Below are 24,200 nucleotides of genomic sequence, written 5' to 3'. Positions count from 1 at the left end.
CTCTTGACACCGTGCGTTCTCGTGCGGATGGGTTTGTTAGTCAAGTGGGCCGAGTCTCCGACAGTCGTCGTGAGACGAATCACATGTGTGAATCGGCCCCGGTCAATGACTCGCCCGGGTTCTCCCCCTGCTGCCCCGCAGCAGTCCAGCGCACGGACGCCCCTCACGACGGGGCTCCTCCGGCGTCGCCTCCTCGCGCACGACCTGAACCCAGGAAGAACTGCCATGCCCAAGAACAAGAAGCCCGCCGGCGGACGTCCGGCCAAGAACTTCGAGCCCAACCGCTTCGGCGCCTCGAGCGGCAAGTCCCAGCTCGGCGGCCGCTCGCGCTTCCCCGGCGCCAAGCCGGGCTCGCGCAGCGAGGGCCACCGCGGCTTCCGCGCCGTCGACGAGAACGCCCCCAAGAAGGCGCGCTGGAACGCCGACGAGCGCGCCGAGCGGGCCACCGAGCGCGCCGATCGGCCCGCCCGCGGGTACGACCGCGACGAGCGGCCCTCGCGCGGCTACGACCGCGACGCACGTCCGGCGCGCTCGAACGACCGTGACGAGCGTCCGGCCCGCGGGTACGACCGCGACGCACGCCCGGCGCGCTCGAACGATCGCGACGATCGTCCGGCGCGATCCTTCGACCGCAGTGACCGTCCGGCTCGTTCCTTCGACCGCGATGCGCGTCCGGCCCGCTCGAACGACCGCGACGATCGTCCGGCGCGTTCCTACGGGCGCGATGAGCGTCCGGCGCGTTCCTTCGACCGGAGCGACCGTCCGGCCCGTTCCTTCGACCGCGATGCGCGTCCGGCCCGCTCGAACGACCGCGATGACCGTCCGGCCCGCTCCTACGGACGCGACGACCGGCCCGCCCGCACCGGCGACCGCGACGAGCGCCCCTCGCGCGGCTACGACCGCACTGAGCGTCCCGCCCGCTCGTTCGACCGCAGCGACCGCCCGGCCCGCTCCTTCGACCGGGACGCGCGTCCCTCGCGCGGCCACGACCGCGGCGACCGCCCGACACGCTCGTTCGACCGCGACTCCCGGCCCTCGCGCCGCGACTCCGGCTCGGACTTCTACCCCAGCCGCGACGCCCGTGCGCCGCACCAGGCCGACGACGTCGTGCTCGAGCGCCTCGAGGCGACGGCCACGCTCGCCGTCGACGTCGAGGGCGTCACCTTCGGCGACCTCGGCCTGGGCGGGAACATCGTCCGGATGCTGACCGAGCTCGGAGCGGCCGCGCCGTTCCCGATCCAGGCCGCGACCATCCCCGAGGTGCTCGCCGGCAAGGACGTCCTCGGACGCGGCAAGACCGGCTCCGGCAAGACCATCGCCTTCGGCGCCCCCGTCGTCGAGCGCCTGATGGAGAACAACGGAGCGAAGGGCCGCAAGCCGGGCCGCGCTCCGCGCGCGCTCATCCTCGCGCCGACCCGCGAGCTCGCCATGCAGATCGACCGGACGATCCAGCCGATCGCCCGCTCCGTCGGCCTGTTCACGACGACCATCTACGGCGGCGTCCCCCAGTACAAGCAGGTCGGAGCCCTCCAGCGCGGAGTCGACATCGTCATCGCGACGCCGGGCCGCCTCGAGGACCTCGTCGAGCAGGGGCGCCTCGACCTCTCGAACATCACCATCACGGTGCTCGACGAGGCCGACCACATGTGCGACCTCGGCTTCCTCGAGCCGGTGCAGCGCATCCTCCGCCAGACCGCCGACGGCGGCCAGCGGCTGCTGTTCTCGGCCACGCTCGACAAGGGCGTCGCGACGCTCGTCGACGAGTTCCTGGTCGAGCCGAGCGTCCACGAGGTCGCCGGCGAGGACCAGGCGTCCTCGACCATCGACCACCGCGTGCTCCTGATCGAGCACCGCGACAAGGCCGAGATCATCGAGCAGCTCGCCGCCCGCCAGGGCAAGACGCTGATCTTCGCCCGGACCCGCGCGTTCGCGGAGCAGCTCGCGGAGCAGCTCGACCACGCGGACATCCCCGCAACGAGCCTCCACGGCGACCTCAACCAGTCGCGCCGCACCCGCAACCTCGCACTGCTCACCAGCGGACGCGTCGACGTGCTGGTCGCGACCGACGTGGCCGCGCGCGGCATCCACGTCGACGACATCGACCTGGTGATCCAGGCCGACGCTCCCGACGAGTACAAGACGTACCTCCACCGCTCCGGCCGCACCGGCCGCGCGGGCAAGACGGGCACGGTCGTGACGCTCATCACGCGCAACCGCCGCCGCCGCATGGAGGAGCTGCTCGACCGTGCCGAGATCGAGGCCGAGATGATCGAGGCCCGCCCCGGCGACCGCGTCCTGCGCGAGATCAGCGCCCCGGCCGAGTAGCCGCCGACCGCACGACGACGAGGCGCGGACCCCCTGCATCGGGGTCCGCGCCTCGTGGCGTTCGTGGTGGGTGCTGTGGTGCGTCATGACGGCGAGTGCCGAGTCGTGGTGACCCTCCGACTCCGCGCTGCGCAGGACTCCGCGCTGTGCGGGTCCCCGTGGGGCGGCTCTGCGTTGCGCGGCTCTGTGCTGGACGACTCTGCAGTGCCCGGCTTCGCGGAGGGCTTCTGCACGCACGAACGCCGAAGGGCGGACACCGCGAGGTGCCCGCCCTTCGGCGTGTTCACCGGCCGGAGCCGATGAGGGGAATTAGCTGGCCGGGGGGGTCAGCACGGTGTCGATGAGGTAGACGGTCGCGTTGGCGGTCTGGACGCCACCGCAGATGACGGACGCGTCGTTGACCTTCAGGTCGTCGCCGGAACCGGTGACGGTGAGGTTGCCACCCTGGACGGTGGCGTGGTCGCCGGCGATCGCGTCAGGGGCGATCTGGCCGGGGACGACGTGGTAGGTCAGGATCGAGGACAGCGTGGCGGCGCCCTCGGGGGTCTTGAGGGAGTCGACGGTCGCGGCGTCGAGCTTGGCGAACGCGTCGTCGACCGGGGCGAAGACGGTGAACTCGCCGCTGTTCAGCGTGTCGACGAGGTTGACGTCGGGGTTGAGGCCACCGGAGACCGCAGCGGTCAGGGTGGTGAGCAGCGGGTTGTTCGACGCGGCGGTCGCGACGGGGTCGAGCGACATGCCCTCGACCGAGCCGGCGCCGTCCGGGACCTGCTCGGCGTAGGCGGCACAGCCGGGACCGACGAGGTTCGCGGCCGGGTCCATGGTCGCCATGGGGGTCGAGGAGGCGGAAGCCGACGAGGTGGCCATCGGGGTCGACATCTCGGTCGCCGCGTCGCTGGCGGCGGTGGTCGAGCCGCTTCCGCTCGAGCAGGCGGTGAGGCCGAGGGCGGCGGTGCCCAGCAGGGCGAATGCGGCGAGGGCGGAACGCTTGGTGGATCGCATGGGATTACTCCTTCGTGAGACGGCCCCCACGTGATGCGGAGGACCTGTTCTGTGTGGACCGTTTCGCGGCCGTTGACATGTGTTCGGAGCCCTCCCTGCGGGGGTTTGGATTTCTTTCGGTGATCTAGGTAACGGCTTCGTAACGGCAGGGAACCGGGACGGCGGGCGGCTGCTCCGCCGCGTCGATTACCCTGGAGACGTCGCGCGCACGCGTCGACACGACGACGAGAGGACGGGCGAGTGCAGACCCGAGGTGCACGAGTGGCTCGCGGCGTCGCCGCCGCTCTCGCCGCGACCGCCACGGCCGCCGCCTCCCACACGGTCGCGGGCGCCGAGACCCCCACTCCTGCCGTGCTCGCCCTCGCCGCGGCGTTCGCCGTCGTCGTCTGCGTCCTTTTCTCGGGGCGCCGTCTGTCCCTTCCTCGGCTGACGCTCTCCGTGCTCCTCAGCCAGATCGCGTACCACGGCCTCTTCCTCATCACGGGCAGCGGTGGGGAGGTGAGCGTGGTCGGGACGACGGGCACCGGCGCGCACTTCCACGACGGGTCGACCATCGAACTGATCGCCGGCGGAGGCGGACACGCGACTCACGCTCCGGTGATGCTCGTCGCCCACCTCGCTGCGGCTGCCTTGACGATCGCGGCGTTCCGGTACGGCGAGCGCCTCTTCTGGACGCTGGGAGCAGGCCTCCAGCGCGTCGTCGTACGGATCGTCGCCCGCGCGTCCGCGGTCGCGCTCCCGTCGGCACCCGGCGTCTCGATGACGGGCACCCCCGAGCCGCGGGCACCCCGATCCCTCGACGCGGTCCTCTCGATCCTCCGGCACCGCGGGCCGCCGCTGCAGGTCCTCCGCGCCGCCTGACGCCCCTCCCGTGCGGGAGCGGCTCCGGTCGGCGCCTCCGCACGCACCGCGAACCCGCGCTGCGTTCAGGACTCCCGGCCCCGCGCCGGATCTCCCCCGAGGACACGACCGTCATGACCCGTTCTTCTTCTTCTTCTTCTTCTTCCTTCTCGCGGCTCCGCCTCGTCGGCAGCGGCGCACTCGTCGCCGCCGGATCGATCGCGCTCGCTGTCGCCGCGCCCACGGCGGCCAGCGCCCACGTGACCGCGGCGGCGAGCAGCACCGCCGCCGGCTCGTACACGGTGGTGACGTTCTCGCTGGCCCACGGCTGCGAAGGCTCGCCGACGACGGGACTCACGATCACGATGCCCGACGGCATCAACTCGGTCAGCCCGACGATCAACCCGAACTGGGATGTCGTGAAGAACGAGGCCGCGATCGCCGACCCGGTCACCGACTCCCACGGGAACACCGCGACCAAGCGGGTCTCGGACGTGGTCTACACGGCGAAGACGCCCCTCGCCGACGGCTACCGCGACACCGTCGCCCTCCAGCTTCAGCTCCCCGAGGACGCAGCCGGCTCCACACTGGAGTTCCCCGTGCTGCAGACGTGCGAGACCGGCAGCACCGCCTGGGACCAGCCGACCGTCGACGGCCAGGACGAGCCCGAGCTGCCCGCTCCCACCGTCGCGGTGACCGCGGCGGAAGCGGGGTCCGGCCACGGGGGCGGACATGACGACGACGGCGACGGTGACGACGCGGTCGCGACCACCGCCTCGGCGACGACGGCCACGAGCGGCGACGACGTGCTCGCCCGCATCCTCGGAGTCGGCGGGCTCGTCGTCGGCGCGGTCGGCGTGGCCGTCGGGCTCGCCTCCCGCCGCCGCGGGCCCCGGGCGTCGGCGTGACCCGTCGGAAGGCCCTCGTCGCCGCGACCGCGATCGGGCTGCTCGGCTCGATCGCGGTGGCGGCGCCCGCCAGCGCGCACAACTACCTCGTCTCGACGACTCCCGCTGCGGACTCGACCGTGACGGAGCAGCCGGGAACGCTGGTGCTGACGACGAACGACGACCTGCTCGTCCTCGGGACGGACGGAACGGCGGCGGCTCTGCGCGTCGTCGGGCCGGACGGGCTCTACTACGGCGACGGCTGCGTCAGCGTCGTCGGGCCGGAAGCGTCGATGCCGCTCGAGCTCGGCGCGGCGGGGGAGTACGAGGTGACCTGGCAGGTCGTGTCGACCGACGGGCACCCCGTGTCGGGCCAGTACGCGTTCGACTGGGCGCCGGCCGACGGGACCGCGCTCGCCGAGGGGTCGGGCTCGGTCCCGGACTGCAACGGCACCGTCGCGGTCTCAGGAGGGCAGGCCGAGTCCGCCGACGAAGCGCAGGCGACGTCCGGATCGGACCCGGCACTCCTCGGGGACGTCCTGTGGATCGGCGGCGCTCTCGCCGCGGTCGCCGCCGCCATCGGAGTGACGCTCCTCGTGCTGCGACGGCGACCCCGCGACTGAGGCTCGTGAGCCTCCTGGGGTGGCGGTCGGTCAGTTCAGGAGGCTCGCGAGGGGCCCTTCACCGAGACCGGTGAGGACGGCCGCCGCGTCCTCGTAGACGGCGACGGCTCCGGCCTCGCGGAGTTCGTGCTCCGAGGTACCGCCGGAGAGGACTCCGACCGTTGCCAGGCCCGCGCGCTCGGCGGCCAGGACGTCCCAGGTCGCGTCGCCGACCATGACGGCGCGGTCGACGGAGACGCCCGCGCGGTCGAGCGCGATCGAGATCAGGTCGGGTGCTGGCTTGGCGGTCGAGACGTCTGCGCCGCTGGTGACAGCGTGGACGGAGCCGCCGAAGTCGAGGACGTCGAGAAGCACGTCCAGCTCGTTCTGCGGTGCCGAGGTGGCGAGGACGACGTGGACGCCTCGACCGACGAGCGTCGCGACGAGCTCGCGAGCTCCCGGGAGTGGAACGATGCGTGCTGTCGTCTCGGAGTAGTTCTTGGTGTGCAGCGACTTCACCAGTGCGCGCTGCTCCTCCTTCACGTCGTCCTCGAGGAGCATGTCGAGCAGCTCCGACGAGTCTGCGCCGATCGCTCGTTGGATGCGCCAGGCGGGCACGACGAGGTCGGCCTGCCAGAAGGCGCGCGACCACGCCTCGACGTGGAGGAAGTTCGTGTCGGCGAGGGTCCCGTCGATATCGAAGAGCACCGCCGAGGTCCCCGTCGTCGCGTCTTTCCTGTCCTTCGTTTCTGCCATGTCGCTGCCCCTCTTGTCGCTTCCACGCCGATCGGCCCGTGCGTCCACGCTACGCGGGCGCGCCGAAGCGGGCCCGCCCCTCGACCTGCCGGTCCACGCCACCCGACCTGCCCCTTGTCACGGCCCGCCGGTCCCGGTCGGATCGTGTCCGCCCTCCGTCCCGTTCCCTGGCTCCCCGGGCCGGGTGACATGCTGCCGTCCCGTCGGGCTCGTCCAGTGCAGCGTGCCGTCCGGCTCCTGCCGGTGGGTCCACCCCGTGGTGTGGCGGAGCCGGTGGTGGTGTCGGCAGAGGTGCGCGAGGTTGTCGGCCGACGTGGTGCCTCCGTGCTGCCAGTCGTTCGTGTGGTCGACGTCCGCGTGGCGGGTGCTGCGTGTGCATCCCGGGAACCGGCAGGTCGCGTCGCGGTGCTGGAGATGGCGACGCAGGTCCGCCGGCACTCGGTAGGAGTCGCGTCCGACGGAGAGGACCGCTCCGCTCTCCGGATGGGTGAGCAGCCGCGTGAACGAGGGAGCACCTGCTGCGAGACGCCGCGCGGTCTCCGGATCGACGGGTCCGTATCCGTCGAGGACGGCGGGCTGGTCGGAGCGCCCGAGGAGGGTCAGTGCAGGCACGGTCACCGCGACTTCGGCGCGCACTCCCGCCGGCATCGACGTGCCGTCTCCCTCGGCCGATGTCTCCCCGTCGACCAGCAGCGCAGCGGCGATGTCCGCGCGGAGCTGGCCCAGCGTCCTCTCCTCGTCCGGCAGATCCGCGAGGGAGCGGGCGGCCCGGTCGATTCTGTCCATCGCGCCGAGCACATCGGGAGCTGCGGTGTAGAGGTGCAGGATCGCCATCCCGTCGTCGAGGCCCTCCACCCAGAGCGCGCGTCGACGGGCGCAGTCCCGATGACGTTCGCTGAGCGTCTGCGGGTGCAGCCGTTCCCGGAGCGACCGGAGGGCGCGTCGCAGCTGGGGCGGCGTGCAGGCGACCGCGATCGTCGCGGCCTCCTCGTCGAAGCGCCCACGGACCTCGGCGGGCACGTCGAGCGCTCCTCGCACCACGAGTCGCGCGTGCTCGGGGGAGAGCGCTCCGTCCGCGAGTGCGCGCAACGTCGCCGGGAGGTCGTTCACCAGCAGGCGCGCCTCGTCGACCAGTGCAGAGGCGTGCGCCTCCGAGACCCGGAGTCCCGTCGCGAGCTCCGCGATCAGCGCCCGGTGCGCCGCCTCCGCCCGATCCACCTGCACCTGGACGTGCTCGCCGACGAGCGCCGCCGGTGCCGCCATCGCGAGGCGGCGTGCCTCCTCGACTGCCCGGTACCGGGACGCCTCAACGGCGGACCGCTCAGCGTGCCGTGAGCAGACCGTCCCCACCGAGGTCAGCAGGTCGCTGCCGGAGGCCTCCGGATCATTCGTGATGTGCATGTCGCCAGTCAAACGATCGCAGGCGTACCACGGATGGCTCCCCGCTCGCTCTGTGAGAAGAACGCCGAGTCGACCGCCTGTGGAGGAGCGACTATCTCCTGGCCTTCAGGCGTAGGCGCGCACTGTCTCCCGGATCGTCTGGGCGTGCTCGTAGATCTCGTCGAGTGAGGCGATCGGGTGCCGGGTCTCGACCTTCTCGGCGTCGAACGTGCCGAGGTACTTCTGCTTCCGGTTGAAATGGAGCCGAGCCACCGGCTTGCGGTTGTTGTCGTCGAGGATGACGGCGAAGTACGACTTCGCGTCTCGCTGCGCGATCCGGTTCACCTTCACTTCGCTGCAGGCGATGGCCTTGATGATCTGGTAGCCCTCGAGCTCTTCCAGCGTCGTCTCAATATCGCTCTGCTCCTCGAGCTCCTCCTCCACAACGACCTGGCTGGTCAGTGACTGCTCCGCTGCAATCGCCTCCGTGCGGGGGAAGTTGGGTGCGCCGAGGGCGGTCTTCAGCCGCTCGTTGACCTGTTCGTTGAGGAACTGCTTCGAGGCTTTCGAGACCAGTGCGGAGAACTGCTCCCGCACCTTCTGCGTGTAAGCGCCGTCGTAGACCCGCGTGGTGAAGAACTTGATCCACTCGTCGCTCGGAGCGGTGAATTGAGCGCCGAGCTCCCGCTTCAGCTGCCCGATGTACTTGAGCTCGCCGGCCGCGTTGATGATCGAATCGAGGTCGAACACCTCTTTCGTGAGCTTCATCAGCTCGGGGATGAGAGTCTCGTCGATATCCGTCAGGTCGAGTACCAGGAACGGCTTCGCGTCCATGCGGTTGGGCGCGTCGAGGTCCGTGTAGAAGTGGTACTGCTCGCCGTTCGTGAGGATCGCGATCCTCGCGTTCGTGACGGCGAAGTAGCGGAAGAGCTGTGAAGCGTGCTCGATGCGGAGCGGCTCGGTGGACTTCTTGCATTCGATCAGCATCTGCACATCGCCGTTGTGGACGATCGCGTAGTCGATCTTCTCGCCCTTCTTCACCCCGACGTCGGCGATGAATTCGGGAACGACCTCGGGCGGGTTGAAGACGTCGTATCCGAGGATCGTCGAGATGAAGGGCATGATGAAGGCGTTCTTGGTCGCCTCCTCGGTCTGGATGATCTCCCGCTGCTGATGGACCTTGGTGGCCAGGGCGATGAGACGTTCGGTGAATTCCACGGTTGACTCCCGGTGAAGCTGAGCTGACATCGATGCAGACGAATGCTCTCCGATGAATGTCGGTCAGCGCCACCCCCCACGAGGGTCGCCCCCTTCACACCTTCCGCGGCACCGTGAACACGGTCTCCACTCCCGCCGAGTACAGCACCGAGTCCGGCGCGCGCGTCGCCAGCCCGGGGAAGCCCGCGGCGTCGAGCAGCCCGTCGTCGAGCGCGAGCAGCTCCGCGCGGCGCAGGGGCCACGGCCGGTGCAGGTTGCGGCCGTACCAGGTGGAGCCCAGGTGGCGCTCGTGGTAGGCCCAGCGTGCGGTGAGGAACGAGGCGAGCGGGTCCTCGCCGACCGGGTCGCCCGGGCGGACGACGATCCGGGAGCGGGCGGCCGAGTCCGAGTGCCGGATCGTGTCGTAGATCACCGCGCCGTGGCGGTGCTCGATGCTCATCCGGGCCCAGCGGTAGGGGAGGCCGAACACCGCCTGCGCGGTGAGCACGGGAAGGAGGTGGGAGGCGTCGAGCGAGACGAACACGACTCCGCGTCGTCCCTGCTCGTCGACGGAGTAGAGCCGGACGTTCACCTCGGGGAAGGTGCCGAGCCAGGGCACCCGCGGGCCGCCGAGGAAGGCCGTCCGCGAGAGCCGGAACGGGATCAGGCCCACCCAGGAGGAGCCGTCGTGCTCGTCGGGCCTCGTCCCGGCCGGGAGGTGGGGCGCCACCAGGGCGGGGTCGACCCGCCAGTGCAGGAACGTCGCCTCGGTCCAGCGCTGCTTCAGGATGCGCGGTCCGCCGAGCGCGGGCGCGGAACGGGTGACGGGTTCGACGGAGCTCACGCGCCCATCGTGCTCCGATGTGCTGCGAGCTCGCCCGTGCAGGCGCGCTCAACGGCGTGCGGCGAGGGCCTTCAGTGTCTCCAGCACCAGGGCCACCGGTGCGGAGGAGACGGCGGAGTTCCGCACGACGGCCTCGAGGGAGCGGACAGGCCGGGGACGGACGACGGGCACGGCGCGGACGCCGTCCGGCAGGCGGTGGGCCGCGAGCTCCGGCAGGACCGTCACGCCCATGCCCGCGGCGACGAACGCGGCGGCGGTGATGTGGTCGTTCGCCTGGACGTGGAAGGGCGGCGCGAACCCGGCGGCGGCGCAGGCCTCCACGACGTTCCGGCGGCACCAGCCGGTGGGCAGGTCGTTGTCGACCCAGCGCTCGTTCGCGAGCTCGGCGAGGTCGATCTCGCTCCGGGAGGCGAGCGGATGACCTTCGGGCAGGACGACGAGGTAGGGGTCGTCGAGGAGGTGGTGCGCCGTGAATCCGGGGGCGGTCGGCTCGGAGGAGGCGACGAGGAGCTGCACGTCGGGGCGCGCTCCGAGGTCGTCGTCGAGCTCCTCTCCCAGGCGCAGATCGAGGGCGAGACCGGGGAACGCGGCGGTCAGCCGACGGGCGACCTCCGGCATCCAGGCGCTGCCGACGGAGGCGAAGTACGTCACCGAGAGGCGGCCGGAGCGGCCCTCGCGCAGCTCCTCGACCACGGCCTCCGCTTCGGCGAGGCGCTCGAGGACGCGGTCCGCCTGGGCGGCGAGGGCGCGTCCGGCGGGGGTCGGGCGGACGCCGCGGCCCACCCGCTCCAGCAGGGTCAGTCCGGTCTCGCGCTGCAGAGCGGAGAGGTGCTGGCTGACGGCGGAGGACGTGTAGCCGAGGCCGGAGGCGGCTCCCGCGATCGAGCCGGAGGCGACGACGGAGCGGAGGATGCGGAGCCGGTGCACGTCGAGCATGGGACGACCGTACAGTCCGGCTGAACTATCCGACAGTGAACGGAACTGGTGCTGAATCCCCGGCAGCGCCACGATGGCCTCATGACCGACGTCTCCTCCTCCGCCCCGCCCTCCACGAGGGACGCCCTCCTGCTGTGGGGCGCGATCGCGGTCACCGTCCTGCTCTGGGCGTCGGCCTTCGTCGGCATCCGCGCCACGACGGAGGACTTCGGCCCGGGCGCGCTGACCCTCGGCCGCATCGTGGTCGGATCGCTCGCGCTCACGGTCGTCCGCGTCGTCCTCACCGCCCGGAGGCGACGCTCGAAGGCGGCTCCGGATCCGCGCACCGCGGTCCCGCGCGGGCGCCTCCTCCTGCTCGTAGTGGGCTGGGGGGTCGCCTGGTTCGGGGTCTACAACCTGGCGTTGAACGCTGCGGAGCGGCACGTCGACGCGGGGACGGCGGCCCTGCTGGTGAACATCGCGCCGATGATCACCGCCGTGCTCGCCGGGCTGCTGCTGGGGGAGGGGTTCCCCCGCCGTCTCCTCGCCGGGATGCTCGTGGCGCTGACCGGCGTCGCGGTGATCGCGTTCTCCACCTCCACCGGGCAGTTCGACGTGATCGGTGTCGCCCTCGGCCTGGTCGCCGCCGTCGTCTACGGCAGCGCGGCGACGCTGCAGAAGCGCCTGCTGGGCCGGATTGACGCGCCGACGATGACCTGGCTCGGCTGCCTCGCCGGCACGGTCGCGTGCCTGCCCTTCGCCCCGGAGCTCGTCGAGGCGCTCGCCGCCGCTCCGCTCTCCTCGATCCTGGCCGTGGTCTACCTCGGGATCTTCCCGACGGCCGTCGCCTTCACGACGTGGGGGTACGTCCTCGCGCGCTCCAGCGCGGGTCGCACCGCGGCGTCCACCTACGCGGTGCCCGCGGTGGTGGTGCTGCTGTCCTGGCTCGTCCTGGGCGAGACCCCGCCGCTCGCCGCGCTGCTCGGAGGCGCGCTCGCCCTGGCCGGAGTCGCGGTGGCGACGCTGCGGAGGCGCCCGAAGGCGGTCTGACCGGCGGCGGACGCTCCTCCACAGCCGCCCGATCGCGTCGAGTCCTCGGACGGGGCGGCCCGCGGGGATCCCGCGGGAGGGCCCGGGATATGCTGGGCGGACGTTCATCCCAGTCGGCGCCGAGCGCCAGGAACGGTGAGGATCCCGATGACCGAGGCCCTGCAGCCGCCCGTCCAGAACGCCCTCTCGCTCACGCCTCCGGAGCCGGTGGCAGCGGTGCCGACCACCTCGGCGCCGTCGATCGCGCCGAAGGTTCCCGAAGCCGCCCTGCCCGGCCTCGAGGCGAAGGTCGACGGCTACCTCGACACGCTCCTGGCGACGGAGTCCCGCAGCCCCGAGTTCGCGACGCGGGCCAACGACATCCGCACGATGGGCGACGCCGACATCCGCTCGGCCGCCGACTCGTCGAACCGGCTGCTGAGCACGCCGGTGCGCGCCCTCCAGGAGGGCGGGCTCTCCGAGGGGTCGACCATCGGCAAGACGCTGCTCGAGCTGCGCCGCACGGTGGAGGATCTGGACCCGTCCGAGGACAACCTGCAGAAGAAGATCCTGGGCTTCATCCCGTTCGGCAACAAGATCACCGACTACTTCCGCCGCTACGAGAGCGCCCAGTCGCACCTGAACGCGATCATCCAGGCCCTGTACGACGGGCAGGACGAGCTGCGGAAGGACAACGCGGCCCTGAATCTCGAGAAGCAGAACCTCTGGGAGACGATGACCCGTCTCAACGAGTACATCTACGTCGCCGAGCGGCTCGACGTGAAGCTCTCGGCGAAGATCGCCGAGCTCGACGCGACCGATCCGGAGCGGGCGAAGGCGCTGCGCGAGGACGTCCTCTTCTACGCGCGCCAGAAGCACCAGGACCTGCTGACCCAGCTGGCCGTGTCGATCCAGGGCTACCTCGCGATCGACGTCGTCATCAAGAACAACGTCGAGCTGATCAAGGGCGTCGACCGCGCGACGACCACGACCGTCTCGGCGCTGCGCACGGCGGTCATCGTGGCGCAGGCGCTCGCCAACCAGCGCCTCGTGCTCGATCAGATCACGGCGCTGAACACCACGACGTCCAACATGATCGAGGCCACCTCGCGCATGCTCGCCGACCAGTCGGCCTCGATCCAGTCGCAGGCCGCCTCGGCCACGGTCGGGCTGCCGCAGCTGCAGGCTGCGTTCGCGAACATCTACCAGACGATGGACTCGATCTCGGACTTCAAGATCAAGGCGCTCGACAGCATGGCCCAGACCGTCGGAGTCCTCCAGACCGAGACGGCGAAGGCCGGCGAGTACGTCGAGCGGGCCCGCCGCAGCAACTCGGACATCGACGCGACGTCCTCGCTCGATCTCGGCCGCTAGCCGATGGGCTGGTTCTCCCGACTGTTCACGGGTGCCCCCGCGGCGCCGGAGGAGACCGCGCCCGCTCTGCCGAGCGTCCCGACGAGCGAGGACATCCTCGCGGCGCTCGACCGGGTCGGCACGCGGACGGAGGGCCGAGTGCCCGGCACCGTCGCGGCGCGCATCCAGCGGATCGACGAGACGGTCCGCGAGATGGTGCCCCGTCTCGACCGCCTCGGCGGGATGAGCCGGCAGGGCCACACCGTCGTGGCTACCGCGACCAGCTACCTCCCCGAGGCGGTGGAGGGCTACCTCCGCCTGCCGAGGGACTTCGCCGACCGCCGCGCCGTGCACAGGGGGAAGACCTCGCTGATGATCCTCTGCGACCAGCTCGACCTCCTCGGAGGCACGCTCGACCGCATCTCGGACGCCGTCTCGCGGCAGGACGCCTCGGCGCTGATCGCGCACGGGCAGTTCCTGGCCGAGAAGTTCACGGAGTCCTCGCTCTCCCCGAGCGGTCTCGACGCGCCTCCGCGGCCGGGAGCGCCGTCCGGATCCGGCTCGCTGACACCGCCGAGCGCCTCGTGACAGCGCTCGCCCCGGCGCTGGACGCCCTCGTGCTCGCGGGGACGGCCGCCGGCCTCGACGCCGCGGCCGTCCGCGACGAGGGTGCGCGGCTGGCCGCCGCCGTCGCCGAGTCGATCCGCGGCGCCGGACAGGACTGGCTCGCCGCGACCGGCGCGACGGGCGGTCTGGAGGCGTTCTTCACCGCCGCCTCGAGCGGCCGGCGCTGGCGGTCGGGGCCGACCGATCAGCTGGCCGCCCTGGTCGGCGCGGGCTCTCACCACTCCTCCGCCTACGCCCGCGCCCTGACCGAGGTCGTCTCGGCGGCCAGCGCTCTCGGCGACCCGGGCATCGGCGGCATCGCCTCCGCCTCCGCGACCGCCGCGGCCCAGCTCTCCGCCGTCCCGGGCGCCCGGGGCGCCGCTCCGACGACGAGCGGGGAAATAGCGCACACGACCGGCCGGACAGCCGCGGGCGCCGACCTGCCGACCGGTCTGCCCGCCGGCGTGCCCGGGGTCGACGAGATCCTCGAGCGCCTCCGCCGGACCGAGCACGACGGTCCGCAGGACGAGCCGGCGCCCGCCGCCGCTCCCGCCGCGGAGCCCGCCTCCGAGCCGGAGCCGCTCGACCCGCCGGAGTCCATCGACGACCTGCTCGCCGAGCTCGACGCGCTGATCGGCCTCGACCGGGTGAAGAGCGAGATCAAGCGGCAGACGCAGCTGCTCCGGATCGACACCCTGCGCCAGGCCGCCGGACTCAGCACGCCCACGCTCACCCGCCACCTCGTCTTCACGGGGAACCCCGGCACGGGCAAGACGACGGTGGCGCGGCTGGTCTCGCGGATCTACCGCTCGCTCGGCATCCTCTCGAAGGGCGTGCTCGTCGAGGTCGACCGATCGGAGCTGGTGGCCGGCTACCTCGGGCAGACCGCGACGAAGACCGCGGAGGTGATCGCCTCCGCGCGCGGCGGCGTCCTCTTCATCGACGAGGCCTACGCGCTCGCGCTCGACCAGTACGGCGCGGAAGCGGTCACCACCCTCGTGAAGGACATGGAGGACCACCGCGGCGACCTCGTCGTGATCGTCGCCGGCTACTCCGGGCCGATGCAGGGCTTCCTCGACACGAACCCGGGTCTCGCCAGCCGCTTCTCGACCACGATCGACTTCGCCGACTACTCCGACGACGAGCTCTCGGCGATCTTCGGCCGCCTCGCATCTTCCGCGGACTTCGAGCCGACGGAGGAGGCGCTCGCCGCGTTCGCGGGCCTCGCCTCGGCGCAGCAGCGCACGGAGGCGTTCGGCAACGGGCGCTGGGTCCGCAACGTTCTCGACACGGCGATCGCCCGGCACGCCTGGCGCCTCCGCGACGTGGAGGAGCCGACGCTCGACGAGCTGCGCATCCTGCTCCCCGAGGACGTGGTGGAGAGCCCCGAAGCCTCGAGCAGCCCGGACGGAGCCGGCGAGGACGACGAGGGCTCGGTCGAGGGCTCTGAGGAGGCCCTCGGGCAGGCGGACGCCGCCCCGAGCGGCACGGCCGCCCCCGTCACCGACGACCCCGAGGAGGAGAGCCGTTGAGCGCCGCACCCGCCGCGCCGCCCGCGCAGAGGATCCCCGAGCCGCCCCTCGTCCAGGTCGCCAACCGGCCGGCGCAGCGGAAGCCGTCGCTGCTCGCCCGCGCGACCGCGACCACTCCGGCCACCCTGCGCCTCCTGCTCGCCCTGACGGCGCTGGCCGCCGTGCTGTTCGGCGTGTTCGCGCAGCAGGCCGGAGCGATGCAGGCGCGCGCCGCGACGACGGCCCGGGAGCAGTCGGCGCAGCTCCTCGGCGTGCAGAACGTCCGCACGCTGCTGGTGGACGCCAACGCGATCGCGGCCAACACCTTCCTCGTCGGCGGACTGGAGCCGACCGAGCTGCGGGCGTCGTACGTCTCGAGCCTCACCGGTGCCGCCTCCGCGATCGCCGGGCTCTCGGCCGCCGACTCGGCGGACACCCGGGCCCTCGCCCGGGTCGCCAGCAGCATCACGACCTACAGCGGGCTGATCGAGCAGGCGCGAGCCAACAACCGGCAGGGCTTCCCCGTCGCCTCGGCGTACCTCGACCAGGCGTCGACGGCCCTCTCGGGAGACGGCGGCATCCTCGAGGACCTCGACGGGCTCGTCGACTCCGGCGCCGACCGGGTCGCGGCCGCCTACGACGCCGTCCGCTGGAGCGTCCTGCTCATGATCGGCTCGCTCGTGATGCTGGTCCTCCTCCTGGCGGCGCAGCTCTGGCTCGCCCGCCGCACGCACCGCTACCTCAACCGCCCGCTCGCCACGGGGACCGCCCTCCTGCTGGTCGTCGGCGTCGGCGGGGCGCTCGCCTACGGATCGGTCGCGGCGGACGCGGGGACGGCACGGGTCGAGTCCTACCGCGAGGCGCTCACCGTGTCGAACGCGCTCATCGCCGCGAGCGACGCCAAGTCGCTCGAGAGCTTCACGCTGATCAAGCGCGGCTCCGGCGCCGCCCTCGAGGAGCGCTACACCCAGGCCGTCGACTCCGCCCGGGAGAAGCTCTCGGGCGACCTGCAGGACGAGCTGGCGAGGACGCGGCTCGTCGACGAGTTCGGGCAGTGGCAGTCGTTCCACGAGGAGATCCGCGCCGCGGACGACGCCGGGAACTGGGACCAGGCCGTCCGCGTCGCCACGATCACCGGGAACGGCACGCCGAACGACCTCTTCACCACCTTCTCCGATGACGCCCGCGACGTGGTGCAGGAGAAGGCCCTGGCCGCCGCCACCACGCTCGACAGAGGTGCGGAGTTCGCGACCCTCGTCTCGTGGATCCTGCTGGCGGCCGGTCTCGCCGGAGCCGTGTTCGCCTGGCGCGGCATCGCCCAGCGACTGGAGGAGTACCGATGAACCGCCTGCGCGCGGCCGCCCTCGCCCTGGCCACCGCCGCGGCACTCGCCCTCACCGGCTGCACGACGGGGGCGGACGACCTCGGCACGCCCCTCGCCGCGGCGACCCCGACTCCGACGGCGAGCGCGGCCGCTCCCGCCGCTCCGGCCGCGGCGGACTGCTCGCCCTCGGCGGTCACCTCCTACGCGCCGACCGGCGTGACCGACAGCACCAGGCTCGCGGAGATCCGCGGGCGCGGGACCCTGCGCGTCGGCGTCTCGGCCGACACCCTCCTGATGAGCGCCCGCAACCCGATCACGGGGGCGATCGAGGGCTTCGACGTCGACATCGCCCGCGAGGTCGCCCGGGCGATCCTCGGCAGCGACTCCATCGACTACGTCGTGATCACCTCCGCTCAGCGCCTCCCCGCGCTCACCGGCGGCGACGGCGCCCCGCAGGTCGACATGGTCGCCCGCACCCTCACGATGACGTGCGACCGCTGGAGCTCGATCGCCTTCTCATCCGAGTACTACGACGCCGGCCTCAAGGTGCTCGTCTCCGACGACCCCGACGGAGTCCCGATCACGGGCATCGGCGACCTCGACGGCGAGAGGGTCTGCGCGCCCAGCGGCACCACGACGCTCAGCCGCCTGCAGAACGACTACCCGGAGGTCGAGGCCGTCGAGGCCGCCACGCACTCGCAGTGCCTCGCCCTCTTCCAGGCCGGCGAGGTCGACGCCATCGCGGGCGACGACACGATCCTCGCGGGCTTCGTGGCGCAGGATCCGTACGCGAAGGTCGTCGGCGACGCCCTGAGCTCGGAGCCCTACGGCCTCGGCCTGCCCGCCGACGACCCCGACTTCGTGCGCTTCGTCAACGCCTCGCTCGAGAGCATCCGCAGCGACGGCCGCTGGCAGAGCATCTACGAGCGCTGGCTCGGGGTCCTCGGCGAGGCCTCGCCGCCGGCCCCGGTGTACGGCCGATGAGCACCGGTCTCGCGGAGGGGACCCCCGTCGCTCCGGGCCGGCTCGGGGAGGCCGCGCCGCAGCGCGAGCTCTTCGAGTACCTCGCCGCTCTCACCCGCTGGCTCCAGCGGACCACGCGCGAGCTCTCGCGGCTGGACGCCGCCGCGCTGGCGTCGCCGCAGGCCGAGAACTACACGGCCGACGTGGTGCTCGCCCAGTCGCTACGCGAGTCCGTCACCCGGCGCCTCGCCGAGCTCGAGGCGGTCTGGGACTCCGGCCGCGTCGACGTCGTGGCGCGTGAGCGGATGTCGCAGCTGATCTGGGGCCGTCTCGACGCCTCCGGGAGCGGCGCGGTCTCGCTGGTGGAGGCGGTGCGCCTCTGCGACGCGGTCGTCGGCCAGCTGCGCTCCCGGCTCGAGCTCGACCCCAGCGGCACCGACGTCGCCGGGCGGATCGTGGGGGTGCGCGCCGAGATCGAGCGCTGCCGCGACCTCACCCGTGACGGCGGCGGCACGGTCGACCGCGAGCGGGCGGAGCGGGTCGCCGTGCTGCGCTCCCGCCTCGACGCGCTCGCCGAGCGGGCGGGCCGGGGAGCCGACGTGTCGGGGCCGCTCGGCCAGCTCGAGAGCGACTCCGCCCGGCTCGAGCGCGACCTGATCATCGCCGCGTCCGAGCGGCGCGGACTCGAGCGCGACCGCCGTCGGGCGCGCGAGCTGGCGGAGGCGGCCGAGCGCCGCGAGGCGCCGCTGCGCGAGCTCGTGGCCCGTTGCCGCCGCGAGATCGCCGACCCGCCGCGGCTGGCCGTGCCCGACGTCTCCCGGCTGGGCGATCCTCCGTCCGACCGCGAGGCGCTCGACGCGCACCTCGCCCGGCTCACCGCCGTCGGCCGCGCGTTCGACGCGGTCGAGGCCGCCTACACCTCGCCGCTGCGCGAACGGGCCGCCCTGGGCTTCCGCCTTCGGGCGCTGCGGGAGCGGGCCGAGGGCAACGGCCGCGCTGCCACCGCCGTCGGCGTCGCGGCCGAGGAGGAGGTGCGCGCCGCCCTCGGCGCGGTGCCCTGCTCCGTCCCGCTCGCCCGCCACCTGGTCGAGCAGTACGACGTCGTCACCCGCGACCTCCCGCACCCCGACCCCGCGCACCACCGGAAGGCCACCCCATGAACGGCGCCCCCTGCACCGCGACTCCCGGCTGCACCGGGACGATCGAGGACGGCTACTGCAACGTCTGCGGCCTGCCGCCCGAGGAGGGCGCCGCCGCCTCCGCGCCGACCGCGCGCCGCGCCGCCCCGGCCTCCCCGCCGGCCACCGCCTCCGCCGCCTTCGGCACCGGCTTCGTCGAGGGCACCCCCGGCGCCACGGCACCCGGGCCCGCGGAGGAGTCGGCCACCGCGCGCAGCACGCGCACCTCCTCCGCCCGCCTCGCCACCGCCGCCCTCGGCTCCGCCCGCACGGCGCAGACCGGCTCGAAGGTCACCCGCCGCGTCGGCACCACCTCGACCCGACTGCGCGGCCCGAGGCTCGGCGCCGGGCTCACCACCGTCCCGTCCCGCCCGGCCGCCGATCCGATGGCCGCTCTGATGACCGAGGCGGTCCTCCCCGAGCGCAAGCGCTTCTGCTCGCACTGCGGCACCGCCGTCGGCCGCGGGCGCGACGGTCGGCCCGGTCGCACCGAGGGGTTCTGCCCCAACTGCCGCACGCCGTTCTCGTTCACCCCGCAGCTGGTGAAGGGCGACGTCGTCGGCGGCCAGTACGAGGTCGTCGGCTGCCTGGCCTACGGCGGCCTCGGCTGGATCTACCTCGCGCGCGACCGGAACGTCTCGGGGCGCTGGGTGGTGCTCAAGGGCCTGCTCAACTCCGGCGACCCCGACGCGTACGCCGCGGCCGTCACCGAGCGCCGGTTCCTGGCCGAGGTCGAGCACCCGCTGATCGTCGAGATCTACAACTTCGTCCTGCACGACGGCGCCGGCTACATCGTGATGGAGTACGTCGGCGGGCCGAGCCTCAAGCAGATCCTGAAGGAGCGGCTGGACGCCAACGGCGGCGCCGCGGATCCGCTGCCGGTGGATCAGGCGCTCGCCTTCGTGCTCGAGGTCATGCCCGCCTTCGCCTACCTGCACGACCACGGCCTGCTCTACTGCGACTTCAAGCCGGACAACATGATCCAGGTGGGCGACCAGGTCAAGCTGATCGACCTCGGCGGAGTGCGCCGGATCGACGACGAGGACTCCGCCATCTACGGCACCGTCGGCTACCAGGCTCCGGAGGTCGCCGACCTCGGTCCCTCGGTCGCCTCCGACGTCTACACGATCGGCCGAACGCTGGCCTCGCTGGTGCTCGACTTCCGCGGCAACCAGACGACCTTCGTCGCCTCGCTGCCGCCGGTGTCCGAGACACCGCTGTTCCAGCGGTACGACTCCTTCTACCGCCTGATCGCGAAGGCGTGCGCTCCCGACCCGCAGGACCGCTTCGCCACGGTGGACGAGATGCGCGGCCAGCTGCTCGGGGTGCTGCGCGAGGTCGTCGCGACCGACCGCGGTCCCGGACACCCCGCGCTGCACTCGACGGAGTCGGCCCTGTTCGAGGCGCCCGTGGCCGACGTGGTCGACCGCGTCCCGCCGTGGGACGCGCTGCCGGCGCTCCGCCGCGACGAGTCCGATCCCGCCCGGTCGTGGCTCGCGGGCGTGAACGTCGCCGACCCGATCGTGCGCCTGCGCGCTCTCGCGCTCGCGCCCACCGTGACGGTCGAGGTGCGGCTCGCCCGCGCCCGGGCGGCGATCGAGGCGCAGCGCTGGGAGGAGGCCGCCCGTGCGACGGGCGAGATCCTCACGGAGGACCCGTGGGAGTGGCGGGCGGTCTGGATGAGCGGCCTCGCCCAGCTCGCGCGCGGCGACGACATCGGGGCCCGCGCCTCCTTCAACACCGTCTACGGGCAGGTCCCCGGCGAGCTCGCCCCGAAGCTCGCGCTCGCCGCGGCGTGCGAGGCGAGCGGTGAGCCCGAGGTCGCCGAGTCCCTCTACGTGATCTGCGCCCGCGCCGACGCGAACTACACGGCACCCGCCGCCTTCGGTCTCGCCCGGGTGCGGCAGCTGCGCTCCGACCTCGACGGGGCGCTCGACGCGCTCGACATCGTCGCGCCCACGCGCTCCTCCTACTCCGACGCGCGCCGCCGCCGGGCGGAGCTGCTGGCGGAGTCGGGCCGCGGGCTGCCCGCGCTCTCGGCTGCCCTCGCGAGCGTCGACTCCGTGTCGATCGATCAGCGGACCCGCCTCGAGCTCACGACCCGGGTCCTCGCCTCCGCCCTCGAGCTGGTGAGGCGCGACGGCCCGGCCGAGGGAGCGACCCTCGGCGGAGTCGAGGCGAACGAGGCCGCCATCCGCGACGGCCTCGAGGCCTCCTACCGCGCGCTCGCCGCCTCCACTCGTGAGCGCGACGAGCGCCTGCGCCTCGTCGACCGGGCCAACGAGGTCCGACGCTGGACGCTGACATGAGCGGCGCGCTGTCGACTCCCTGCCCGAACTGCGGCGAGCCGGTCACGACGGGCGACGCGTTCTGCGAGGCCTGCGGGACGCCGCTGATCGTCGCGGCCACCCCCTCCGCTCCGCCCGTCGCCGTCGGGGGATCCGCCACCTGCGTCTACTGCGGGGGAGCGGTCGCCGAGGACGGCTACTGCGAGCAGTGCGGACGCCCCGCTCCGACCGAGCGCGAGCACTGGGCCGAAGCGCCGCACCCGCTGGTCGGCGGCGTCTGCGACCGCGGGCTCCGGCACCCGGCCAACGAGGACGCGATGGCGCTCGGGGCGACCACCGGTGCCGACGGCTCTCTGAGGACGGCGCTGCTCGTGGTCTGCGACGGGGTCTCCTCGACCCCCGACTCCGACAAGGCGTCGCTCGCCGCGGCCCGTGCGGCACTCAGCGCGCTGCAGGCCGAGGTCGGCGGCGAGAGCGCGGGAGCGGACCGCTGGCGCGCTCTGCTGCAGATGGCCACAGCGCGCGCCTCCGGAGCGATCGACGCGGCCGTTCCCGAGAAGCGGTCGAATCCGCCCTCGTGCACCTTCACCGCGGCGGTGCTGGACGGCGCGCTGCTCGTCACGGGCAACGTGGGCGACAGCCGCAGCTACTGGATGCCGGACGCGGGCGAGCCGCGGCAGCTCACGGTCGACGATTCGTGGGCGCAGGAGCAGATCGCCTCGGGAGTGCCGCGGGAGCAGGCCGAGACGGCGCCCGACGCTCACGCCATCACCCGCTGGCTCGGCGCCGACGCGCACGACGAGGAGCCGCGGGTCGCCTCCGAGGAGCTGACCGAGCCGGGCTGGGTTCTGGTCTGCTCCGACGGGCTGTGGAACTACGCGTCCGCCGCCGAGGACCTCGCGCGCGTGCTGCGCGAGGCGCAGGAGCGGGTGGGCGCGGATCCGGTCACGCTCGCGGAGGCGCTGGTCGCCTGGGCGAACGAGCGCGGCGGGCACGACAACATCACGGCGGCGCTGGCGCGGTTCGACCCGGCGGGTGCGGCGGAGGCAGCGGCTGCAGCGTCCGCTGCCGAGGTGCGCGGTGAGGAGACCGGCACAGCCGAGCAGGGTGCCGCCGACTCCGGTGCCGGTCCCGATGGTGCGGAGCCGGACGCTGCCGAGCCGGACGCTGCCGAGCCGGACGCTGCCGACGCCGGTGCTGCCGACCTCGGCGCTGCGGACCCCGGCGCTGCCGGCCCGAGCGCGGCCGACCCCGCCGCCTCGAGCCCCGACCCGGCCACCCCTTCGCCCGACGCCGACGCCTCCCGTCCCACCGACTGAGCGCGCCGATCCGTCCAGACCACCCCTCCACCGCTGGACGGATCGGCACCCCCGCGGCCGTGGTCACGCCCCTACAGTCGTCGCCATGAGCATCGCCGAGCCCGCCACCGCCCTGTCCGTCGTCGGCCACTGGATCGACGGGGCTCCCTCGGCCTCCTCGTCCGGCCGCACCGCTCCCGTCTACGACCCGGCGCTGGGAGTCGCGACCAAGGAGGTCGCGCTCGCCGACTCCGCCGAGGTGGACGCCGCCGTCGCCTCCGCGAAGGCCGCCTTCCCCGCCTGGCGCGACACGTCGCTCGCGAAGCGGCAGCAGATCGTCTTCCGCTTCCGCGAGCTGCTCGAGGCGAAGAAGCAGGAGCTCGCCGAGCTGATCACGTCGGAGCACGGCAAGGTCGTCTCGGACGCGCTCGGCGAGATCACCCGCGGCCAGGAGGTCGTGGAGTTCGCGACGGGCCTCGCGCACCACCTCAAGGGCGAGTACTCCGAGCAGGTCTCCACGGGTGTTGACGTCTACTCGACCAAGCAGCCGCTGGGCGTGGTCGGGATCATCTCCCCCTTCAACTTCCCGGCGATGGTGCCGATGTGGTTCTTCCCCATCGCCATCGCCGCCGGCAACACCGTCGTGGTGAAGCCCTCCGAGAAGGACCCGTCCCCAGCGATCTGGCTCGGCGCCCTCTGGAAGGAGGCCGGTCTCCCCGACGGCGTCTACACGGTGCTCAACGGCGACAAGCAGGCCGTCGACGGGCTGCTCGAGCACCCCGATGTGCGCTCGATCTCGTTCGTCGGCTCGACCCCGATCGCGCAGTACGTCTACGAGACGGGCACCCGCCACGGCAAGCGCGTCCAGGCCCTCGGTGGGGCGAAGAACCACATGCTGGTGCTCCCCGACGCGGACCTGGACCTCGTCGCCGACTCCGCCATCAACGCAGGCTTCGGCTCGGCGGGTGAGCGGTGCATGGCGATCTCGGTCGTCGTCGCGGTCGAGCCCGTCGCCGACGAGCTCATCACCAAGATCCAGGACCGCGCCGCGAAGCTGCGCACCGGCGACGGCCGCCGCGGCTGCGACATGGGCCCGCTGATCACCGAGGCGCACCGCGACAAGGTCGCCTCCTACATCGCGATCGCGGAGGAGGACGGCGCGGAGGTCGTCTTCGACGGCCGCGGCATCGAGGTCGACGGCGACGCGAACGGGTTCTGGCTCGGCCCGACCCTGCTCGACAAGGTCCCCACCACCTCCCGCGCCTACACGGAGGAGATCTTCGGACCGGTGCTCTCCATCGTCCGCGTCGCCTCCTACGAGGAGGGCGTCGCACTCATCAACAACGGCGCGTTCGGCAACGGCACGGCCATCTTCACCAACGACGGAGGAGCGGCCCGCCGCTTCCAGAACGAGGTCGAGGTCGGCATGATCGGCATCAACGTCCCCATCCCCGTCCCCGTCGCCACGTTCTCCTTCGGCGGATGGAAAGCGTCCCTCTTCGGCGACACCAAGGCCCACGGAGCCGAAGGCGTCCGCTTCTTCACCCAGCAGAAGGCCATCACCAGCCGCTGGCTCGACCCCTCCCACGGCGGCATCAACCTCGGGTTCCCGCAGCATTCCTAGGCTCTCTCCTCCTTCGTCGTCGATCGCCCGCAGTCGGCTCGGGAGGGTGGTCGGGTCTTGCAGAGCGTCGTGCGTTCCGCGCACGTCGATCCGCTGGGACGCGGATCACCGGTTGCGCTCCGCGGTGCTCGTGAGGCTCTCTCCTCCTGGCGTCGCCGATCGCCCGCAGTCGCGGCGCTGGTGAGCCTCTCTCCTTCTTCGTCGTCGATCGCCCGCAGTCGGCCGGGGAGGGTGGTTCCGTTCTCGAGGGCGTCGAACGTTCCGCGCACGACGATCCG

General features: G+C 72.7%; 20 protein-coding genes. 14 read left to right on the top strand and 6 right to left on the bottom strand.

Annotated elements, in window-relative coordinates; genetic code table 11:
• Nucleotides 1–225: 225 nt before the first annotated feature.
• Nucleotides 226–2,325 carry a DEAD/DEAH box helicase gene (locus C5C59_RS12205; RefSeq protein WP_104251282.1) on the top strand — a complete coding sequence of 700 codons (2,100 nt, stop codon included), beginning with the start codon at nt 226–228 and terminating at the stop codon, nt 2,323–2,325.
• 309 nt (nt 2,326–2,634) lie between these two features.
• Here C5C59_RS12205 and C5C59_RS12195 read toward each other — a convergent pair whose 3' ends face one another.
• The gene (locus tag C5C59_RS12195) at nt 2,635–3,327 is read right to left on the bottom strand and encodes a fasciclin domain-containing protein (protein ID WP_104223824.1); all 693 of its coding nucleotides are present in this window, start codon (nt 3,325–3,327) and stop codon (nt 2,635–2,637) included.
• A gap of 261 nt (nt 3,328–3,588) precedes the next feature.
• On the opposite strand from C5C59_RS12195, the gene C5C59_RS12190 reads away from it, so the two are divergent.
• The 3 genes from C5C59_RS12190 (at nt 3,589) to C5C59_RS12180 (ending at nt 5,677) form a co-directional block, all read left to right on the top strand.
• Nucleotides 3,589–4,188, top strand: a complete 600-nt coding sequence (locus tag C5C59_RS12190; RefSeq protein WP_104237658.1) for a hypothetical protein — start codon at nt 3,589–3,591, stop codon at nt 4,186–4,188.
• 113 nt (nt 4,189–4,301) lie between these two features.
• The gene (locus C5C59_RS12185; RefSeq protein ID WP_104237659.1) at nt 4,302–5,075 is read left to right on the top strand and encodes a YcnI family protein; all 774 of its coding nucleotides are present in this window, start codon (nt 4,302–4,304) and stop codon (nt 5,073–5,075) included.
• Nucleotides 5,072–5,677, top strand: a complete 606-nt coding sequence (locus C5C59_RS12180; protein ID WP_104237660.1) for a copper resistance CopC family protein — start codon at nt 5,072–5,074, stop codon at nt 5,675–5,677. The genes C5C59_RS12185 and C5C59_RS12180 overlap by 4 nt, the downstream gene beginning before the upstream one ends.
• Nucleotides 5,678–5,707: 30 nt before the next feature.
• Here the strand turns inward: C5C59_RS12180 and C5C59_RS12175 are convergent, their stop codons facing one another.
• The 5 genes from C5C59_RS12175 to C5C59_RS12155 form a co-directional block, all read right to left on the bottom strand.
• Nucleotides 5,708–6,412: an HAD family hydrolase gene (locus C5C59_RS12175; protein ID WP_104237661.1), complete on the bottom strand. Its 705-nt coding sequence runs from the start codon at nt 6,410–6,412 to the stop codon at nt 5,708–5,710.
• Nucleotides 6,413–6,529: 117 nt separating this feature from the next.
• On the bottom strand, nt 6,530–7,813 hold the full coding sequence (locus tag C5C59_RS12170; RefSeq protein WP_104237662.1) for an HNH endonuclease signature motif containing protein: 1,284 nt from the start codon (nt 7,811–7,813) through the stop codon (nt 6,530–6,532).
• Nucleotides 7,814–7,918: 105 nt separating this feature from the next.
• Nucleotides 7,919–9,010, bottom strand: coding sequence for a type I restriction endonuclease (locus C5C59_RS12165; RefSeq protein ID WP_104251281.1), 1,092 nt, complete (start codon nt 9,008–9,010; stop codon nt 7,919–7,921).
• A 94-nt stretch (nt 9,011–9,104) separates the two neighbouring features.
• Nucleotides 9,105–9,833, bottom strand: a complete 729-nt coding sequence (locus tag C5C59_RS12160; protein WP_104237664.1) for a YqjF family protein — start codon at nt 9,831–9,833, stop codon at nt 9,105–9,107.
• Nucleotides 9,834–9,881: 48 nt separating this feature from the next.
• Nucleotides 9,882–10,769 (bottom strand): LysR family transcriptional regulator, encoded by an 888-nt coding sequence (locus tag C5C59_RS12155; RefSeq protein ID WP_104237665.1) that lies wholly within the window; start codon nt 10,767–10,769, stop codon nt 9,882–9,884.
• Nucleotides 10,770–10,850: 81 nt separating this feature from the next.
• Here C5C59_RS12155 and C5C59_RS12150 point away from each other — a divergent pair, with 81 nt between their 5' ends.
• The 10 genes from C5C59_RS12150 to C5C59_RS12105 all read left to right on the top strand — a co-directional run bounded on the left by C5C59_RS12150 (nt 10,851) and on the right by C5C59_RS12105 (nt 23,922).
• Nucleotides 10,851–11,798, top strand: a complete 948-nt coding sequence (locus tag C5C59_RS12150) for a DMT family transporter (protein WP_104237666.1) — start codon at nt 10,851–10,853, stop codon at nt 11,796–11,798.
• 147 nt (nt 11,799–11,945) lie between these two features.
• Nucleotides 11,946–13,151, top strand: a complete 1,206-nt coding sequence (locus C5C59_RS12145) for a toxic anion resistance protein (protein WP_104223833.1) — start codon at nt 11,946–11,948, stop codon at nt 13,149–13,151.
• A gap of 3 nt (nt 13,152–13,154) precedes the next feature.
• Nucleotides 13,155–13,718, top strand: coding sequence for a hypothetical protein (locus C5C59_RS12140; RefSeq protein ID WP_104237667.1), 564 nt, complete (start codon nt 13,155–13,157; stop codon nt 13,716–13,718).
• The gene (locus C5C59_RS12135) at nt 13,715–15,268 is read left to right on the top strand and encodes an AAA family ATPase (RefSeq protein WP_219812419.1); all 1,554 of its coding nucleotides are present in this window, start codon (nt 13,715–13,717) and stop codon (nt 15,266–15,268) included. Before C5C59_RS12140 ends, C5C59_RS12135 begins: the two co-directional genes overlap by 4 nt.
• Nucleotides 15,265–16,590, top strand: a complete 1,326-nt coding sequence (locus tag C5C59_RS12130; RefSeq protein WP_104237668.1) for a hypothetical protein — start codon at nt 15,265–15,267, stop codon at nt 16,588–16,590. The genes C5C59_RS12135 and C5C59_RS12130 overlap by 4 nt, the downstream gene beginning before the upstream one ends.
• Nucleotides 16,587–17,555: a glutamate ABC transporter substrate-binding protein gene (locus tag C5C59_RS12125; protein WP_104251280.1), complete on the top strand. Its 969-nt coding sequence runs from the start codon at nt 16,587–16,589 to the stop codon at nt 17,553–17,555. Before C5C59_RS12130 ends, C5C59_RS12125 begins: the two co-directional genes overlap by 4 nt.
• Nucleotides 17,552–18,694, top strand: coding sequence for a hypothetical protein (locus C5C59_RS12120; protein WP_104239642.1), 1,143 nt, complete (start codon nt 17,552–17,554; stop codon nt 18,692–18,694). Before C5C59_RS12125 ends, C5C59_RS12120 begins: the two co-directional genes overlap by 4 nt.
• On the top strand, nt 18,691–21,021 hold the full coding sequence (locus tag C5C59_RS12115; RefSeq protein WP_104239643.1) for a serine/threonine-protein kinase: 2,331 nt from the start codon (nt 18,691–18,693) through the stop codon (nt 21,019–21,021). Before C5C59_RS12120 ends, C5C59_RS12115 begins: the two co-directional genes overlap by 4 nt.
• Nucleotides 21,018–22,319 (top strand): PP2C family serine/threonine-protein phosphatase, encoded by a 1,302-nt coding sequence (locus C5C59_RS12110; RefSeq protein ID WP_104239644.1) that lies wholly within the window; start codon nt 21,018–21,020, stop codon nt 22,317–22,319. The genes C5C59_RS12115 and C5C59_RS12110 overlap by 4 nt, the downstream gene beginning before the upstream one ends.
• A gap of 85 nt (nt 22,320–22,404) precedes the next feature.
• Nucleotides 22,405–23,922 carry a CoA-acylating methylmalonate-semialdehyde dehydrogenase gene (locus C5C59_RS12105; protein ID WP_104239645.1) on the top strand — a complete coding sequence of 506 codons (1,518 nt, stop codon included), beginning with the start codon at nt 22,405–22,407 and terminating at the stop codon, nt 23,920–23,922.
• Nucleotides 23,923–24,200 lie beyond the last annotated feature (278 nt).

The sequence above is a fragment of the Rathayibacter sp. AY1F4 genome (assembly GCF_002931775.1).
Classification (GTDB): domain Bacteria; phylum Actinomycetota; class Actinomycetes; order Actinomycetales; family Microbacteriaceae; genus Rathayibacter.
The sequence above is the reverse complement of the archived record's forward strand: the minus strand, read 5'-3'. Positions and strand labels throughout refer to the sequence as shown.

What these genes read in the sequence shown, in the direction of transcription:
- C5C59_RS12110 (WP_104239644.1), top strand. Translation starts at nt 21,018, where the DNA reads ATGAGCGGCGCGCTGTCGACTCCCTGCCCGAACTGCGGCGAGCCGGTC.
- C5C59_RS12105 (WP_104239645.1), top strand. Translation starts at nt 22,405, where the DNA reads ATGAGCATCGCCGAGCCCGCCACCGCCCTGTCCGTCGTCGGCCACTGG.
- C5C59_RS12155 (WP_104237665.1), bottom strand. Translation starts at nt 10,769, where the DNA reads ATGCTCGACGTGCACCGGCTCCGCATCCTCCGCTCCGTCGTCGCCTCC.
- C5C59_RS12115 (WP_104239643.1), top strand. Translation starts at nt 18,691, where the DNA reads ATGAACGGCGCCCCCTGCACCGCGACTCCCGGCTGCACCGGGACGATC.
- C5C59_RS12125 (WP_104251280.1), top strand. Translation starts at nt 16,587, where the DNA reads ATGAACCGCCTGCGCGCGGCCGCCCTCGCCCTGGCCACCGCCGCGGCA.
- C5C59_RS12195 (WP_104223824.1), bottom strand. Translation starts at nt 3,327, where the DNA reads ATGCGATCCACCAAGCGTTCCGCCCTCGCCGCATTCGCCCTGCTGGGC.
- C5C59_RS12185 (WP_104237659.1), top strand. Translation starts at nt 4,302, where the DNA reads ATGACCCGTTCTTCTTCTTCTTCTTCTTCTTCCTTCTCGCGGCTCCGC.
- C5C59_RS12175 (WP_104237661.1), bottom strand. Translation starts at nt 6,412, where the DNA reads ATGGCAGAAACGAAGGACAGGAAAGACGCGACGACGGGGACCTCGGCG.
- C5C59_RS12145 (WP_104223833.1), top strand. Translation starts at nt 11,946, where the DNA reads ATGACCGAGGCCCTGCAGCCGCCCGTCCAGAACGCCCTCTCGCTCACG.
- C5C59_RS12205 (WP_104251282.1), top strand. Translation starts at nt 226, where the DNA reads ATGCCCAAGAACAAGAAGCCCGCCGGCGGACGTCCGGCCAAGAACTTC.
- C5C59_RS12150 (WP_104237666.1), top strand. Translation starts at nt 10,851, where the DNA reads ATGACCGACGTCTCCTCCTCCGCCCCGCCCTCCACGAGGGACGCCCTC.
- C5C59_RS12170 (WP_104237662.1), bottom strand. Translation starts at nt 7,813, where the DNA reads ATGCACATCACGAATGATCCGGAGGCCTCCGGCAGCGACCTGCTGACC.
- C5C59_RS12140 (WP_104237667.1), top strand. Translation starts at nt 13,155, where the DNA reads ATGGGCTGGTTCTCCCGACTGTTCACGGGTGCCCCCGCGGCGCCGGAG.
- C5C59_RS12120 (WP_104239642.1), top strand. Translation starts at nt 17,552, where the DNA reads ATGAGCACCGGTCTCGCGGAGGGGACCCCCGTCGCTCCGGGCCGGCTC.